General features: G+C 73.2%; 11 protein-coding genes and 1 pseudogene. 5 read left to right on the plus strand and 7 right to left on the minus strand.

Features of this window, described 5'->3' with window-relative positions:
* Positions 1 to 5: 5 nt before the first annotated feature.
* On the minus strand, positions 6 to 1946 hold the full coding sequence (locus IR158_RS08395; protein WP_291811939.1) for a threonine/serine exporter family protein: 1941 nt from the start codon (positions 1944 to 1946) through the stop codon (positions 6 to 8).
* A gap of 149 nt (positions 1947 to 2095) precedes the next feature.
* Here IR158_RS08395 and IR158_RS08400 point away from each other — a divergent pair, with 149 nt between their 5' ends.
* A complete protein-coding gene (locus tag IR158_RS08400) occupies positions 2096 to 3514 on the plus strand; it encodes an NYN domain-containing protein (RefSeq protein WP_291811941.1) in 1419 nt (472 codons plus the stop codon).
* A 67-nt stretch (positions 3515 to 3581) separates the two neighbouring features.
* Here IR158_RS08400 and IR158_RS08405 read toward each other — a convergent pair whose 3' ends face one another.
* Positions 3582 to 4016, minus strand: a complete 435-nt coding sequence (locus IR158_RS08405) for a DUF5684 domain-containing protein (RefSeq protein WP_291811944.1) — start codon at positions 4014 to 4016, stop codon at positions 3582 to 3584.
* Positions 4017 to 4059: 43 nt separating this feature from the next.
* Positions 4060 to 4836: an alpha/beta fold hydrolase gene (locus tag IR158_RS08410; RefSeq protein ID WP_291811945.1), complete on the minus strand. Its 777-nt coding sequence runs from the start codon at positions 4834 to 4836 to the stop codon at positions 4060 to 4062.
* A 73-nt stretch (positions 4837 to 4909) separates the two neighbouring features.
* On the opposite strand from IR158_RS08410, the gene IR158_RS08415 reads away from it, so the two are divergent.
* A complete protein-coding gene (locus tag IR158_RS08415; RefSeq protein ID WP_291811947.1) occupies positions 4910 to 5944 on the plus strand; it encodes an LLM class flavin-dependent oxidoreductase in 1035 nt (344 codons plus the stop codon).
* A 122-nt stretch (positions 5945 to 6066) separates the two neighbouring features.
* Here IR158_RS08415 and rlmC read toward each other — a convergent pair whose 3' ends face one another.
* Entirely contained in the window at positions 6067 to 7191 is a 1125-nt protein-coding gene (gene rlmC, locus IR158_RS08420) for a 23S rRNA (uracil(747)-C(5))-methyltransferase RlmC (RefSeq protein WP_291811949.1), read from the minus strand.
* 196 nt (positions 7192 to 7387) lie between these two features.
* Between rlmC and IR158_RS08425 the strand changes: the two are divergent.
* The 3 genes and pseudogenes from IR158_RS08425 to IR158_RS08435 all read left to right on the plus strand — a co-directional run bounded on the left by IR158_RS08425 (position 7388) and on the right by IR158_RS08435 (position 10487).
* Positions 7388 to 8186, plus strand: a pseudogene (locus tag IR158_RS08425) (SDR family oxidoreductase).
* A 107-nt stretch (positions 8187 to 8293) separates the two neighbouring features.
* Entirely contained in the window at positions 8294 to 9952 is a 1659-nt protein-coding gene (locus tag IR158_RS08430; RefSeq protein WP_291811951.1) for a hypothetical protein, read from the plus strand.
* 49 nt (positions 9953 to 10001) lie between these two features.
* Positions 10002 to 10487, plus strand: coding sequence for a hypothetical protein (locus IR158_RS08435; protein ID WP_291811953.1), 486 nt, complete (start codon positions 10002 to 10004; stop codon positions 10485 to 10487).
* 118 nt (positions 10488 to 10605) lie between these two features.
* Here IR158_RS08435 and IR158_RS08440 read toward each other — a convergent pair whose 3' ends face one another.
* The 3 genes from IR158_RS08440 to IR158_RS08450 form a co-directional block, all read right to left on the minus strand.
* The gene (locus IR158_RS08440; RefSeq protein ID WP_291811955.1) at positions 10606 to 12093 is read right to left on the minus strand and encodes an endo-1,4-beta-xylanase; all 1488 of its coding nucleotides are present in this window, start codon (positions 12091 to 12093) and stop codon (positions 10606 to 10608) included.
* A 159-nt stretch (positions 12094 to 12252) separates the two neighbouring features.
* On the minus strand, positions 12253 to 14361 hold the full coding sequence (locus tag IR158_RS08445; protein WP_291811957.1) for a family 43 glycosylhydrolase: 2109 nt from the start codon (positions 14359 to 14361) through the stop codon (positions 12253 to 12255).
* A 290-nt stretch (positions 14362 to 14651) separates the two neighbouring features.
* Positions 14652 to 16310, minus strand: coding sequence for an APC family permease (locus tag IR158_RS08450; RefSeq protein WP_291811959.1), 1659 nt, complete (start codon positions 16308 to 16310; stop codon positions 14652 to 14654).
* Between the last annotated feature and the right edge of the window lie 40 nt (positions 16311 to 16350).

The following is a 16350-nucleotide window of genomic DNA, read 5'->3' on the forward strand; positions in this document are numbered from 1 at the left end:
TCCGCTCACACGATCCGCGGCGCGTCGGGGGCGAACCGGCGCTGCACGCGGCCGCCGAGCGCGAGACCGGCCAGCACCCCCAGGCTGATCGCGACCATCGAGATGCCCGTGGTGATGATCGTCGTGATCGCCTGGTCCGTCGAGCGCCCCAGCGCGGACGTCACCCCGACCAGGCCGAGGGCACCGGGCACCAGCACCCAGAACCCGGGCAGGAAGGTCACGAGGAACGGCGGCGCACCGCGCTGTGCCGCGGCGAGCATCGCCACGGGCGTCATCGCCAGCGCCCCGACGAACGACGACACCACGGCACCGAACAGGACGCCACCGACGACCTGGCCCGCGTACGCGACCAGCAGCACGAGCGTGATCCACGGCAGCGACCCGCGGTGCGCGGCGTTGTTCAGCACCACGCCGCCCGCGTACACCAGCACACCGACCCACGGCCCGACCCATCCCAGCGGCTGACCGGTGGTCTCGCTCCCGACCTCGGCGGCGGGCACCCCGACGAGCCCGGCGGCCGTCGTGATGCCCAGTGCCAGCAGCACGAGCTGCATGACGCCCGCCGCCAGCCGTGACGACCCCGCGATCATCTGACGCGTCGCCAGGTCGATGACACCCGTGGTCAGCAGCGCCCCCGGCAGGAACGTCACGAGGGGCGCGACCAGCGGTGCCAGCAGGCCCACCGGCCACCCCGTGCGGACCAGCAGCAGGACCGGCACGGCGACGACGAACGCGCACAGCGCCACGATCAGGCCCTCGTACACCGCGGGGACGCGCCGTGTGGCCATCGTGACCGCGGCCACCACGCCACCGAGCACGGCGGCGATGAGGACGTCGAGCCACCCGCCGCCCAGGACGAGCGAGAGGCCGGCCGCCACGGCCACGTAGCCGAGGGCCCGCCGCGCGGCCGACGACCTGGGCTCCGACAGCACGATCGTGGACAACGCCTCCAGGCCCTCGCGCGGACGCACGTCTCCTCGCGAGGCCGCGTCGGCGAGCTCGAGGACGTCGGCGACCTGGTCCAGGCGCAGCACCCGGCTCCCCGCCGCGCTCACGGCCGTCTTCACGGTGTCGTGCTGCGGCACGGAGACCATCAGTGCCGTCGGGAAGGTCACCACGGCGGCGTCGGGCAGGCCGTTGACCGCCGCGACGCGCTCCAGGGTCGAGTCGACCTGGACGATCGGCGAGCCCGTGTCGATCATCGCCTCGCCGAGGCGCACCAGGAACAGCACCGTGACGTCGGCGCGGGCGCTGAGCGCGTCGACGTCCTCGCCGTCGTCCGGCTCGCGGTCGTGCTGCCCCCCGACCACCTCCTCGTCGACCACCTGGCCGTCCTCGCCCGTGGCCCCGGGCGGCAGCACGAGCGTCGCGTCGGCTGCTCCCAGCGGCGGCAGCTCGAGCGTGGGGGCGTCGTCGCCGTCCGCCGCGCCCGTCGGCGCCCTCGTCGCCGTCCCCGTCCCCGTCGGCACCGCGGTGCGGCTCGCCACCGCGGTGCGGCTCGCCCGCCGCAGGCCCCAGGCGATCCCGACAGCGGCGAGCACGAGCACGAGCGCGGCGGCCAGGACCATGCCCCAGGGCAACGACGACTCCGTGACCGCCGGGCGGGAGGGCCAGGTCGGCACGACCGCACCGGACGTGGCCGTCGCCTGCGGCGTCGGCGTGGGGACGGTCGTCACGACGTCGGGCGTGGCCTCGAGCGTCGGTGCGGGTGAGACCGGCGGGGGCGGTGCGGGCGTGACGTCGACCGGCGGCGGCTCGGGCGCGTTCGTCGTGGCGTCGCGGGTCGGCTCGACCGGTACCGGGGCCGGAGCGGTCGTCGTGTCCGGCGCCGGGGGCGGCGTCGTCGCGGCGTCGGGGACCTCCTGGACCTCCTCGGCGTCCTGCGGGTCCACCTGGAGACCGACGAGCTGCGCACCGACGGAGAGCGGGGACGTGAGAGTCGTCACCTCCTGCTCCCGCCGCACCGGGTTCGTCGCACCGCGTCCTGGTTGCGCACCCGGTCTTCTCCCCTCGGCCACGTCCGCGGGGCTCGTCCCGCGGCCCCTCGTAGGCACGCTACCGACGCAGCGACGGCCGGGCACGGCAGGATGGGGGTGTGACCATCACCCCCGAACACACCCGCCGGCTGCGTTCCGCGCTGTTCGTCGACTTCGACAACGTCTACATCGGCCTGGCGCGCCTCGACCCGCAGGCGGCCGAGGCGTTCGCGACCGACCCCGCGCACTGGCTGTCCGAGCTCGGCCAGGGGTCCGACGTCGACGGCGACCTGACGCGCCGGTTCCTGGTGCGCGCGTGCTACCTGAACCCGTCGGTGTACTCGCGCTTCCGCCCCAACTTCACCCGCGCGGGGTTCACGGTCGTCGACTGCCCGTCCCTCACGCAGCAGGGCAAGTCCAGCGCCGACATCAACCTGGTGCTCGATGCGGTCGACGCGCTCGCGGCGACCACGCGCTACGACGAGTTCGTCATCGTCTCCGCCGACGCGGACTTCACGCCGCTGGCGCAGCGGTGCCGCGCGGACGACCGTCGCGTGACCATCATCACGGCGTCCCCCGCCGCGTCCGCGTACCGGTCGGTCGCCGACACCGTGATCGGGGCGGACGCACTCGCGGACCTCGTGACGCAGACCGCCTCGACGTTCGTGGCGGAGCCCACCCCGGAGCCCGTCCAGCCGGAGCCCGAGCCCGTCGTCGCGGAGCCCGGAGCCGCCGCACCGGAGGCTGCTCCCCCGGCGACGCGCACGGGGCGGTCGCGCCGAGCCACCCGGGCCGCGACCGCCGCGGCCCCCGTCGCGCCGGAGCCCGTCGCCGAGGAGGCACCGCCGGCCGCCCCGCGCACGACGCGGGCGCGCGTCACCGAGCGGGTCGTCGACGAGGCCGAGGCGCGCGCCCGTCGCGCTGTGCGCCGTGCGGTCCGGACCGCCGACGCACCGCTGCCGCTGGGAGCGGCGGCGCAGGTCGCGCAGACCGCCGACCCGACCCTCGCGTCGTCCCAGTGGGCGGGCACGGGCGGGTTCACGGCGTGGCTCGCGAAGGCGCTTCCCGACCTCGACGTCTCGACGCGCCCGCCGGGTCACGTGTGGGACCCCCAGCGTTTCGGTGAGGCGGACCTGCCGGGCGCGGTGGCCGACACGGCGCCGAACGAGCTGCAGCGCCAGGTCATCGCGGTGACCGACACGCCCGGCCTGAGCCAGGCGCAGTACCGCGTGGTGCTCAAGACGCTGGCCGCGGACGTCGCGGCGCACCCGTTCGACCGTGTGGCGACGTCACGTCGCGTGCACGAGGCGTGCCAGCAGTCGGGGGCGAAGGTCGGCCGCTCGACCGTCAACTTCGTGATCTCCGGTGTGCTGTACACGGGCCTGTCGCTCGACGCGAAGCCGACCCCGGAGCTCGTCGCGCGCGGCTGGGCCGACAACGTCATCGGCCTGTGCCGCGGCGCCCGCATGGAGCTGACGAACGGTGACGAGGCGGCCATCCGCGCGTGGGTGGGCGGCGGCCTGGTCAGCGCCGGCTGACGACCTGCGGACACGAGCCGGCCCGGCCGCCACGAGGGCGACCGGGCCGGGTGGTGGACGGGGAGGGTCAGGCTGCGTACGCGGTGCTGGGCGCGGTGGTCGCGAGCGCGGCCGGGCCGCGGTAGGTGCTCGAGCCCAGCCACAGGATCCACAGGAACACGACCGTCAGCAGGACGAGACCGACGGTGAAGCCGGCCTCGTGCCCGAACGACTTCGACAGGTCGTTCATGACGATGATCATGGCGACGATGTTGACGCCCGGGATCAGGAACAGCACGAGCCACCACACGGGACGACCGACGACCTCGAGCAGCACGATGAGGTTGTAGATCGGCACGAAGGCCGCCCAGGCGGGCTTGCCGGCCTTCGTGAAGACGCCCATGAGGCCGAGCGACGCGATGACGTAGCCGATGAGGCCGAGGACGAGGAACAGGACGGCGGCGCCGCCGGCAGCAGCGACGGCCTCGGCGTCGCTGATCGGGACCGCGAAGAGTGTGGACATGGCGCGCACAGTAGCGCTCCTGGGAGTTCCCTGTGTCCGAAATTCACGATTTCGTCGGGTCGTCCTCCGGCGTTCCGCCGGCCGGCCCACCGGGGAGCGGTTCGGCGAGGAAGTCGGCCACCAGGGCGCTGAGGCGCTGCGGCGCCTGGGTCGGGAGCATGTGCCCCGCGCGGGCCACGACGGCTGCGCGCGCGCCGGGTATCGACTCGACGATCAGGCGCGTGTGCTCGGGCCGGACGAGGTCGCGCTCGCCCGTCACCACCAGCGTCGGCGCGCGCACGTGGGACAGGTCCTCCGGCTCGATGCTGGGGTCGTGGACCATGAGCGCGAACCGCTCGGCGACGACCCGCAGCGGCGGCACCGCGCCCGCGAGCGCAGCCACGACGCGGTGCGTCGCCCGCAACCCGGCGAGCGACCGCGCCGTCATGCCCTCGGGGAAGAGGTTGGCCCCGACGGCGACCAGGCGTCGGACCCGATCGGGATGGCGGATCGCGAGCTCCAGGCCGATGTTGCCGCCGTCGGAGAAGCCGAGCAGGTCCGCGGCCGGCAGGCCGAGCAGCTCGAGGACGTGGGCGACGTCGTCGGCCATGGTGGCGATGCGCAGCGGACCCTCACCGCGCGCGCTGCGTCCGTGGGCGCGCGAGTCGATGCCGACGAGCATGCGCCCGACGCCCAGCGCGGGCACCATCTTGTCGAAGACGTGGTGGTCCTCGCCGTTGCCGTGCAGCATCACCAGCGGCGGCCCGGAGCCGCGCGTCACGACCCACAGCGGCCCGACGGGTCCACCGGGAGCCGGGAACCGGGGCGCGGTATCGCTCACAGGATGGACCCTAGGCCGCTCGTGGGCCGCCGCCACACGGAATGGCGCACGTGACAGGGAGGTTGGGGCGAGGGTGACCGCGATCTCCGTGCTCGACCTCGTGCCCGTCCGCTCCGACCAGACCACCGCCGACGCGATCAGCGCGACGCTCGCGCTCGCACGCGTCGCCGACGAGGTCGGCGCCCGCCGCTACTGGCTGGCCGAGCACCACAACATGCCGGCCGTCGCCGCCACGAACGCACCGCTGCTCATGTCGCTCGTCGCGGCGGCGACGACGCGGGTGCGTGTGGGCTCCGGCGGGGTGATGCTGCCGAACCACTCACCGCTGGTCGTCGCCGAGCAGGTAGCGCTCCTGGAGGCGGCGTACCCCGGCCGGGTGGACGTCGGCATCGGCCGCGCGCCCGGGTCCGACCCGGTGACCAGCCACCTGCTGCGGCGCGGGTCGACCGGTGACGGCGTCGACACGTTCGACGCCGACGTCGCCACGCTGGCCGCGCTCGTGCAGCCCGACGGCGTGCAGGTGCGCGTCGGGTCGTCCGCGTACCCGCTGCGCGCGACGCCCCGCGCGGTGTCCGCGCCCCAGCTGTGGCTGCTCGGGTCGTCGTCGTACTCCGCGCAGCTCGCCGGGCGCCTGGGGCTGCCGTACGTCTTCGCCCACCACTTCGCGGGGCAGGGGACCCACGAGGCCGTCGCGCTGTACCGCGACACGTTCGTCCCGTCCGAGACCCTCGCGGAGCCGCGGACGATCGCCGTGGCCAACGTCGCCGTCGCGGCCACCGCGCAGGAGGCGCGCCGCCTGGCGCTGCCTCAGGTGCGCTCGATGTGGCGGCTGCGCTCGGGGATGACGCTCGAGCCGCAGGAGCTCGTCGAGGATGCCGAGGCCGCTCCCCTGCCCTCGGCCGCCGACGCCCCGCTCGAGGCGATGACGTCGTCGTGGATCGTCGGCGACCCGGCGCAGGCGGCCGAGCAGGTGCGCGACCTGGCCCGACGCCTCGGCACCGACGAGATCATGGTCCAGCCCGTCGCGGGCGCCACCCGCGGCACGCCCGCGGACCGCGCCCCCGCGCGCGAGCAGACCCTCCGCCTCCTCGCCGAAGCCCTCGCCTGACCCGGCCGCCCACGCGCCGAGCGCTGTACTCCCCCGCCCAGCGCGGCACCAACGAGTACCGCGCTCGGCGGCGGAGTGCCGCGCTGGGCGAATCGGCCGGGTGCCGCGCTCAGTGAGCGAGGTCAGGTGCGTTCGAGGAGGGTGAGGACCTCGTGGTGCAGCGTGTGCGGGAACATGTCCAGGACCTGCGCCCGCACCGGGCGCAGCGACGGCATGTGCGCGAGGTCCCGTGCGAGCGAGCCCGCGTGGCACGACGAGTACAGGACGCGCGGGACGCCACTGGTCTCCAGCCACCTGCTCAGGGGCTCGCCCAGCCCTCGCCGCGGTGGGTTCACGACGACGAGGTCCGGGGCGTCACCCGCCGTGAGCGCGAACGACGTCGCATCGCCTGCGAGGAACCGCGTGCCGGGCAGACCGGCGTCGCGCGCGGTCGTCTGCGCGCTCGCGACCGCCTCGCCGCTGGTCTCGACGCCGACGACCTCGCGCCCCGGCCGCGCGAGGTGCAGCGCGAAGCCGCCCACCCCGCAGTAGAGGTCCCAGGCGGAGGTCACCTGCGCCTCGTCGGCCCACGCGACGGCCTGCCGGTAGAGCGCGGCGGCGACCTCGGTGTTGGTCTGGAAGAAGCTGCGCGGGCGCAGGTGCAGGTCGAGCCCGTTGACGCGCATGCGCAGCGTCTCGCGCTCGGTGAGCAGGATCTCGCGGTCCCCCTCGAGCACGGCCGCGTGCGCGGGCTGCACGTTGACCGACGCGACGACGAGGTGCGGCAGCGCCGCCCGGAGCGACGGCAGGTGCTTGCGGGTCCGCGCCAGCGCCTCGGTGCTGCGCAGGACGAACCGGATCATCAGCTCGCCGTCGGGCGATGCCGTGACGAGCAGGTGCTTCAGCTCGCCGGTCCGCGTCGGCACGTCGTACGGGGTGAGGCCGGCGCGCGTGACGAACTCCGCCAGCGGCGTGAAGGCCGCGCTCAGGGACGGCGGGTAGAGCGGGCAGCCCTGCAGGTCGACGCCGTGCCCGTGAGCGTCGAGGATGCCGAGCGTGGGCGCCTCGACGGTGCCCGCGACGACCATCTTCGCCTTGTTGCGGAAGCCCGCCTCGGCACTGGTGACGGTGGGAAGCCACGCGACGGAGGCCGGGTCGCCCAGCACGGTGCGGACGTGACGCTGCTGCGCGTCGACCTGCTCGGGGTACGGCTGCGGCAGGAGCGTGCACGAGCGGCACACGCCCGCGTCGAAGTACCCGCAGCGCACGGACCCAGGGTACGCACCGCGCGCGACAGGCCCGGTAGTTGAGAACTGGACAAACGTCTCATCACCGCCCGTATCGGCTTGTGGACGACCAGCGCCACGCTCTAGTGTCGCCACGGCTTGGGAGCGCTCCCGCACGCCCGCCGTCGGCGAGGGGTGCGGACGCCCCGCTCGTCGACGGCACCAGGGGGAACCACCGATGGACCGCACCACAGCGCCCGCACCGACGCGGTCGGAACTTGCCGAGGCCGGCCCCGCGCGGCGGGTCGCCCTCGTCACCGGCGCGACGTCCGGCATCGGTGCAGCGACGGCCCTCGAGCTCGCGTGGCGCGGTCTGCGCGTCGTCGTCCTCGGCCGCGACGAGGAGCGGGGCGCGGGCGTCGTCGGACGCATCCGGGCGTCCGGCGGCGAGGCGGCGCTCGTCACGGCCGACCTGTGCGACGACGACGCCCTCGCGTCGGCCCTCGATGCCGCAGCCGCCGTGTGGGGACGCCTCGACCACGCGTTCAACAACGCCGGGGTCGCCGGACCCGGGACCGTCGCGGACGCCGACGTCGAGGACTTCGACCGGGCGTTCGCCGTGAACACGCGCGCTGTGGCTGTGCATGCGCGCGGAGGTGCGCCACATGACGGCCACAGGCGGCGGCTCGATCGTCAACAACCTGTCCGTGCACTCCGTGCGCACGGTGTTCCATGGTGTGGCGCCGTACGCCGCGTCCAAGGCGGCGGCCCTGGCACTCACCCGCTGCGCCGCGGTCGAGCTGGCCGACCAGGGCATCCGCGTCAACGGCGTCGCGTCCGGCCCGGTGGACACCGGGACGTTCACGGGCCCCGGCATGGTGCCGCCCGGCGCGGACGCGTGGAGCACGCTGCTGCCCATGGGCCGCGCGGGCACCACGGGCGAGGTGGCGGACGCGGTCGCGTGGCTGTTCTCCGACGAGGCGAGGTACGTCACCGGCAACGTCATCGCCGTGGACGGCGGGTTCCTGGCGCGCTGAGCGAGCCAGGGCCGCTGTCCACAGGGGACGGACGCACGCCACCGCCCGGCGGCCGGAACTGTTAGCGTCGCGTCCGGTTTGTCCGTCTTTCATCCTCAGGGAGCCTCGTGCGCACTCTCCTCGCCGTCGTCGCGTCGACCGTCGGATGCCTGCTCCTGCTCCTCGGAGGGGCGATCGCCGCACTCGTCGGCCCGGACGACACCGCGACCCTGCCCGCCGGCCGGGTCCCCGCGGCCTCGGGCGTCGCCATCACTTCGTTCGACCTCTTCCCCGTGCGTGACCTGACCCTGCACGTCACCGCCACGTCGCAGGGCGGTCCGGTGTTCCTCGGCGCCGCGCACCCCGTCGACGCGCGCGACTACGTCACGGGCGTGGGCGCCTCGTGGGTCACGGGGGTGGACCGGTCCGGCACCCTCACGACGGACGTGATCGACGGCGAGCTGGACGCGCCCGAGGTCGACCCGACCACGGCCACCTTCTGGTCCGGGTCAGCGTCGGGTGACGGAGCGCAGTCGCTCGACGTCACGCTCACCGACGAGCCCGTGACGTTCGTCGTCGTGCCCCTCGGAGGGTCCGCGCCGACCACCCTGGCGTTCGGCGCCGTGGTCCCGGGCCTCTTCGTCCTCGCCCTCGGTGTCGCGGGGGCAGGCGCTCTGCTCGTCACAGCCGCGGTGCTCCTGCGGCGGCGGGGTCGTCGCCGCACCGCGCCGACGCCCGAGCCCGTGGCCGACGGGACCGACCCCGAGACCCTCACCGCCCCAGAACCTGAGCCGGCGGACGCCGCGCCTCGCACGGTGCGACGCCGTGCCGTCGTCCTCGGAGCCGGGCTGACCGTCGCGCTGACGGCCTGCGTGCCGCTGCCGTCCGCGGTGGAGCCGCCCGCGGAGCCCGTCAGGATCGCCGCCGACGCGGAGGAGCTCGACGCCGCCCTGGCGTCGTACGGGGAGCGCGAGAGCGCGGCGAGCGAGGTCGCGGCGCAGCTCGACCCGGGTGCCTGGGCCGACCCCGACACGGACGGTCTTCGCGCGCTCATGGAGTACCGCACCAAGCTCGACGCGGCGCGCAACCAGCCTTCCGCGCCGTACACGGTCACCTACTCCCCTCTCGACGCGGCCGTCCCCCAGTTCACGTCCTACCCCATGTGGTTCATGGCGCTCGTCGAGCCGACCACCGACGGCACCGCCTCCGACGTCCAGCTGCGGGTGTTCGAACGGGAACGTGCGGCGGCACCGTGGCGCTCCAGCTTCGCGCTCGAGGTCCCGGCCGATGCGGTCCAGCTGCCCGATCCGGGGCCCGCGAGCGCCGCCTCGCCCGACCAGCTGGCCACCGGCCTCGCCGCGGTCGAGCTGGTCCGCTCGCACCTGGAGACCGGCGCGGAAGTGGCGGTCGAGCTCGGCGAGCTGGGCACGTTCCGGGAGGAGATGCTGGGCGACGACCTCGACGGGCGCCTGCGGATCACCAACGCGCAGGTCAGGCACTTCGACGGACCGGAGGACCCGACGGCACCGGGTGGCCCCGTGCAGGTCGTGCCGGTCGAGGGTGGCGTGCTCGTCACCTCGGCCCTCAGCTACACCTTCAACCGCGCGATCGAGACGGGCTGGACCGTGAACCTCATCGACCCGGCGGTCGCGGCGGTGACCGGACAGCCCGGTGAGCGGCAGAACCTGCGCATGCTCGGGCTGGTCCAGACCGTCCTGCTCGTGCCGGACGGGGCTGCGCCGCGGGTGCTGTCGGCGGGGTGGTCCCTCCTGGCGCCGGGCGCCTGACCCGGCTCGGCCCTAGCCTCGAGGGGACGCCCCAGCCGAGGAGGACGCCGTGAGCTCTGTCCGCAACGGGAGCAGTGGGCCACGTGACGGGATCGCCCGCACGATCGGACGCGTGCTGCTCGGCGGGTTCCTCGCGTTCGCGGGCACCAGCCACCTGACCTTCGCGCGCGAGGAGTTCCAGGCCCAGGTCCCGTCCTGGGTGCCCGTCGACGCCGACCTCGTCGTCCTCGGGTCCGGTGTCGTCGAACTGACCCTCGGTGCGGCGCTGGTCGCTGCACCGCGGCGGTACCGCCCGTGGGTGGGCGCCGCCGCGGCGGCGTTCTTCGTCGCGGTCTTCCCCGGCAACGTCGCCCAGTACGTGGAGGGCAACGACGGCTTCGGGCTCGACACGGACGCCAAGCGCCTGGCGCGGCTGCCGTTCCAAGGGCTGCTCGTGCTCTGGGCGCTGTGGTCCACGGGCGCCTGGCGCGCGTGGCGGTCGTCGCGGTCTCAGCGGGTGAATCCCGTCACCGAGTCGCGCGGCGCCAGGCGGTAGAGCAGCACTGCGGGGTCGCGCGAGCCGTCTCGCCGACCCCCGGACCAGGGGCCGGGGGCGGGACCGCCCCCGCACCACGAGGGCACGGGGGCGGTCGGCACGCGGGTGGCGACGACGGTCAGCCGACGCGCACCAGCTGCCACTGCTGGTTGCTGCCGTTCCAGCCGTCGTACTGGACGACGTTGGCCCCGTCGGCTCCCGACCCTCCCTGCACCTCGAGCACCTTGCCCGAGTTGACGTTCCGCAGCGTCGCGTAGCCGTTGCTGATCGCGACGGACCACTGCTGGTTCGTCCCGTTGAGATCGGGCCACTGCACGACCTCCCCGCCGTTGGCGGTCGACCGGGCGTAGACGTCGAGCACCTTGCCCGACAGGCGCGACTTCACGCGGTAGTTGCCGTTGCCGGAGGCGACGAACTGCCACTGCTGCTGGTTGCCGTCGTTGCGCGACCACTGGACGATGTCCGCGCCGTCGGCGGTCGACAGGTTGTACACGTCGAGCGCCTTGCCGCTGCTGCGGTTGACGAGCACGTACCAGGCGTTGGTGTCGATCGACGTCGAGCCGCCGTTGTCGCCCCCGCCGTTGTTGTTGCCGGCGTTCAGCGCGTTGAGCGTCGCCGTGTAGGCGGCCTTCTTGTTGCCCGAGCCGTCGAACAGCAGCGGGTTCGCACCCCCGCGCCACGAGTCGGTGTCGCGGACGCCCCACACCGTGATGCCGGTGCACCGGGACACCGCGAGGCACGCCTCGACGACCTGGCGGTAGGCGTTGGCCTGGTTGGAGCCCTGCTCGATGTCGAGCTCGGTGATCTGCACGTCGACGCCCAGGTCGGCGAAGCGCTGCAGGTTGGCCCGGTAGTCGCTCGGGATCGTGGTGCCGAAGTGCGACTGGAACCCGACGCAGTCGATGGGCACGCCGCGCGCCTTGAAGTCCCGGACCATGGTGTAGACGCCGGTCGACTTCGCGTTGATCGAGTCGGTGTTGTAGTCGTTGTAGCAGAGCTTGGCGCCCGGGTCCGCGGCGCGGGCAGCGCGGAACGCGGCCTCGATCCAGTCGGTGCCGGTGCGTTGCAGGTTGGAGTCGCGCCGGCTGCCGCGGCCGTCGTCGGCGAACGCCTCGTTGACGACGTCCCAGCTGTGGATCTTGCCGCGGTAGTACGTCGCGACCCTGGTGACGTGGTTGATGGCCGCGTTGCGCAGCGACTGGCCGGACATGTTCTGCGCCCATCCCGGCTGCTGCGCGTGCCACAGCAGCGCGTGCCCGCGGACCTTCATGCCGCGGGAGATCGCGTGGTTCACGATCCGGTCGCCGTTGGAGTAGGTGAACTGGCCCTGGTTGGGCTCCGTCGCATCCCACTTCATCTCGTTCTCGGCGGTCACCGAGTTGAACTCCCGGTTGACGATCCCGAGGTAGGTCGAGTCGCTCATGCGTCCCGCCGCGATCGCGGCACCGAAGTAGCGGCCGCGCTCGGCGGCGGACTGGCCCAGCGTCGTGCCTGCCTGCGCGGGTGCCGCCAGTGCGAGCGCCGTCGTGGCGGCGAGGCCCGCGGTGGCCAGCAGGGCCGCTGCTCTCCTGGCCCAGCCCCTCCGGGCGATGGTGTGTGTGGTCACGTGTGCTCTCCTTCGAGGTGCGTGACGGCGCGCGGGAGCGTCCCGTCGGGTCGGGTGGTGAGGCCGGGCACCGGCGCGGCGTCTGGGCGCGGCCGGGCCCGCCGCCGTCGGGACCCGGTCGGGGACCCGACGGCGACGCGTCGGTGGTGCGTCAGGAGGTCAGGGCGTCGTGAGGTCGAAGCTGCGGACCGTCACGGCACCGCCCAGGGACGTCGTCGCGTGGTTGAAGATGCCGAAGCGGTAGCCCATGAAGAACTGCCACTCGTTGTTCAAGGTGAACGCCGGACCCAGGGTCCGGAACGTCGTGCCGTCGGTGCTGTAGGAGAAGGTCGCCTGGCGGCCCGAGCCGGGGCGGATGTCCGCCGACGTCCGCAGCCAGATCCGGCCCCCGCTGACGTCGGCGCTCGCCCGCTCACTGCCCGTGCTCGTCGTGCTCCAGGACGAGTTCATCGCCAGACCGTCCGTCATGACGACCCGCGTGGCACCGTTGCCCCCCTTGACCACGCCGATCCACGCCGACGACTGCCGCAGCATCGCGAGCCCGGCCCGGTCGCCGTTGGCCATCGCGGAGTAGTCGAGCTCGATCGTCGCCGTCGACGTCGGGCCCTGGATCCGGTGGGTGAGGGTGTTGCGGGCGGCGTACAGGTCGTTCGTCACGGTCGCCGTCTGCAGCCGCAGCCCGTTGCCGACCGAGAAGCGGCTGGTGTCGGGGTTGTGGTTCCACTCCCAGCGCGGACCCAGGCGGGTGCCGGTGAACGTGTCGCGGCCGGTCATGGGCTGCACGGTGCGGGTCGTGCTGATCGCGGGCCGCGGGTAGGTCGTCCCCCACCGGCCGTTGACGGTCTGCACGCTCGGCCAGCCGTCGTTCCAGGTGATGGGCGCCAGCGTCGGCATCCGCCCGCCCGGGTACGCGTCGGTGAACGCCATGTACCACCAGTCACCGTTCTGCGTCTGCACGATGCCGCCCTGGTGCGGGACGCCGCCGCCGCTGATCGGCCCGGGGAGGTCGAGCAGCACCTGACGCTGCTCGTACGGTCCGAACGGCGAGCGGGAGCGCAGGACGTACTGGCCGTTGGCGGGGCGCGTCAGCCAGATGTAGTAGTACCCGTCCTTCTTGTAGAAGCGCGCACCCTCGAGCGTCCCGATGCTGCTCGGCGTCTGGTAGACCTGCTGCGCCCGCACCTGCTGCGTGCCGTCGGCGTTCAGCTGCGCGACGCTGATCGTGCCGTTGCCGTAGGCGATGTACATCGTGTCGTCGTCGTCGATCAGCAGGCCGGCGTCGTAGTAGCAGCTGTTGATCCGCGCCTTCTTGGTCCACGTGCCGTCGACCGCCGACGCCGTGTACACGTATGTGCGGTTGAACTCCGTGCAGCCGTACCAGTAGTACGTCCGGTTGCTGGGCCGGTAGTTCAGCGTCGACGCCCAGATGCCCTTGACGTACCGGTGACCGCCGGTGAGGTCGTACTTCGCGTCGTCGAAGTCCAGGCGCGGCACCGAGTGGCCCGCGTACTCCCAGTTCACGAGGTCGTACGAGCGCAGGATGGGCGCACCCGGCGAGTAGTGCATGGTCGAGGCGGAGTAGTAGTACGCGTCCCCGACGCGGATGATGTCGCCGTCGGCGAAGTCCTGCCAGACGACCGGGTTGGTGAACGAGCCGGTGACCGGCGGCGTCGTGGTGGTCGGGGTCGGCGTCGGCGTCACGGGGCTCCCTACGGGCACGAGCTGCCACTGCTGGTTGGTTCCTCCCCAGGGGTTGTACTGGACGATCTCGGCGTTGTCGTCCCGCGACGCGTTCTGCACCTCCAGCGCCTTCCCGGAGTGCCGGCTGATCAGCGACACGTAGCCGTCCGCGGCGTCCTGCAGGCGCCACTGCTGGTTCGCGCCGTTGGTGTCGGACCACTGCACGACCCTGCCCCCGTCGGCCGTGGACCAGCCGCTGACGTCGAGCACCTTGCCCGAGTGCTGCGACCGGACGCGGTAGTACCCGTCCCCGGAGTCGACGAACCGCCACTGCTGGTTGGCGTTGGTGCTGCGGGTCCACTGCGTCAGGCGCGCACCGTCGGAGGTCGCGAAGTCGTAGACGTCGAGCGCCTTGCCGCTGTTGCGGTTGACCAGGACGTACGCGGTGCCCGGGTCGACGCTCGCGGCCGACGCAGCAGGTGCGCCGACGGTCGCCACCAGGCCGGCCGACGCGGCCACGACCCCGGCCGCCACGAGCGCTGACCAGCGGCGTGCGCGGTGCCGGACCTTCACGGGGGTCTCACGCATGGGTGCTCCTCGGTGCGCGGCGGGCAACACTGACCGCCTGGGTGTGATCGTTCACAACCGACCGTGAGCCAGCAGCTGTCGCTCGCTCGGGATGTGCGTCAGAGTGCCTGCACCACCCTCGTCGATCAAGACCCTGCGCGGCGTCGAAGCGTTTCACCGTCGACATCGCGGCAGGCCGGAGGTCGGCGCTGTCCTGCCTGCCGGCAGACAGCACCATCGGGCAGGGCCGGCGGCGCGTACCTGCTCGCCGCCGACCCTGCCCGTCGCGCCGCCCCCGGGCGCCCTGGGACCTATCCCGTCTCCCCAGGAGCCCCAGGAGCCCCAGGCGCCGCGGTCCTCGTGGTCGGTGCGGGTGAGGCGGGCGGCGGGTTGACGAGCACGACGTCGGCGCTCGCCTTCTCCTCGTCGGAACGGCGGTCCCACGTCGGACGTCGGAACGCGTAGAAGAGCAGCGGGGGCCCGCCGAGCACGATGACGACCACCGCCACGACGAGCGGGTACCCCGTCTCCGACAGGCCCGTGAAGCCGGACGGCCGGACGAACGCCAGCACGAAGGCGGCGACGCACGCCACCAGCCCGACGCCCGCGACGAAGTTCATCGCCGGCGTCCGGTACGTCCGCACGACGTCCGGCTTGGTGCGCCGCAGCCGGATCGCCGCGGCGAACATCAGGATGTACATCACGAGGTACAGCGCGGCCGCCATGTCGACGAGCGCGATGAACGCCGTGTTCCCGTTCGGCACCAGGACGAAGAGCAGCGCGAGCAGCGTCACGATCAGACCCTGCACGGCGAGGATGCCGACCTGGACCCCCGCCTTGTTGCGGCGCTGCAGAGCGGGCGGCAGCAGACCGGTGCGCGCGGCCGCGAGCAGACCGCGCGACGGGCCGGCGATCCACGTGACCACCGAGGCGAAGGCGCCCAGCGCGATGAGCAACGAGATCGCCGCGGTCCCCCAGTCCATGCCCCAGTGGTCGAAGAACGCCTGGAACGCCAGGTTGATCCCGTTGGTCAGACCGAGCTCGCTCTTCGGCACCGCGAGGCTGATCGCGATGGTGGGCAGGATCAGCACCAGCAGGATCAGCACCGTCGAGATCGCGATGGCCCGCGGGAACCCCTTGCCGGGGTTCTTCAGGTCGTTGGCGTGCACCGCGTTGACCTCCATGCCCGCGTACGCCAGGACGTTCGAGACGATCAGCACGATCGAGGCGAGGCCCGTCCAGGGCGGGATGACGGCCGACGCCTCGAGCGGCGTGTCCGACCGCTCCCCGGTGGCGAGCCAGATCACGCCGAAGATGACGAGCAGGGCGGCCGGGAGCAGCGTCCCGAGGATCCCGCTCCACGACCCGACCTTGGCGAACAGGTTGCCACCGGCGAGCGTGATGGCCGTCGACCCCCAGTACAGGACCAGGATGACGACCGCGGTGTAGAACCCGTTGTTCGAGAGCCCCTGGTCACCGACGACGAACGACAGGCTCGCCGCGATGAACGCGATCTGCGTGGGGTACCAGACGACGTTCTGGATCCACTGCAGCCAGATCGCCACGAACCCCAACCGGTCCCCGAATGCCTCACGCACCCAGGTGAACACCCCGCCCTTCCACCCGGTCGCGAGCTCGGCCGCGACGAGCGCTGTCGGCAGGAGGAACACGATCGCCGGGATGATGAAGAGGGTCACGGAACCCAGCCCGTAGAGCGACATCGCGGGCAACGACCGCAACGACGCCACCACGACGACGGTGAGCATCGCGAGCTGGCTGACCGACATGGCGACGGTCGCGCTCGCCGCCGGCGCCCCGATCGCGGGCCCGGAGTGGCCCGGAGGGTTGCGTGCCTCCGGCGTTCCGTACGGGTGCGGCTTGACGTGGTCGGCCGACGGCGCGTGCGTGCCGTCCGCCCGGACGTGGGTCGCCGCCTTGCGTGACCCTGGTGTGCTGCTCTGCGTGGACATGGCTCTCCCCCTGCCGGACCTGCTGGACTGTGCGGACCGC

Origin of the sequence: Cellulomonas sp. (assembly GCF_015234515.1) — a bacterium.
In the GTDB taxonomy this organism is placed as follows: Bacteria; Actinomycetota; Actinomycetes; order Actinomycetales; family Cellulomonadaceae; genus Cellulomonas.

Bases quoted from the DNA above. Each gene is read 5' to 3' on its own strand.
- IR158_RS08445 (WP_291811957.1), bottom strand. From the start codon at position 14,361: ATGCGTGAGACCCCCGTGAAGGTCCGGCACCGCGCACGCCGCTGGTCA.
- IR158_RS08450 (WP_291811959.1), bottom strand. From the start codon at position 16,310: ATGTCCACGCAGAGCAGCACACCAGGGTCACGCAAGGCGGCGACCCAC.
- IR158_RS08405 (WP_291811944.1), bottom strand. From the start codon at position 4,016: ATGTCCACACTCTTCGCGGTCCCGATCAGCGACGCCGAGGCCGTCGCT.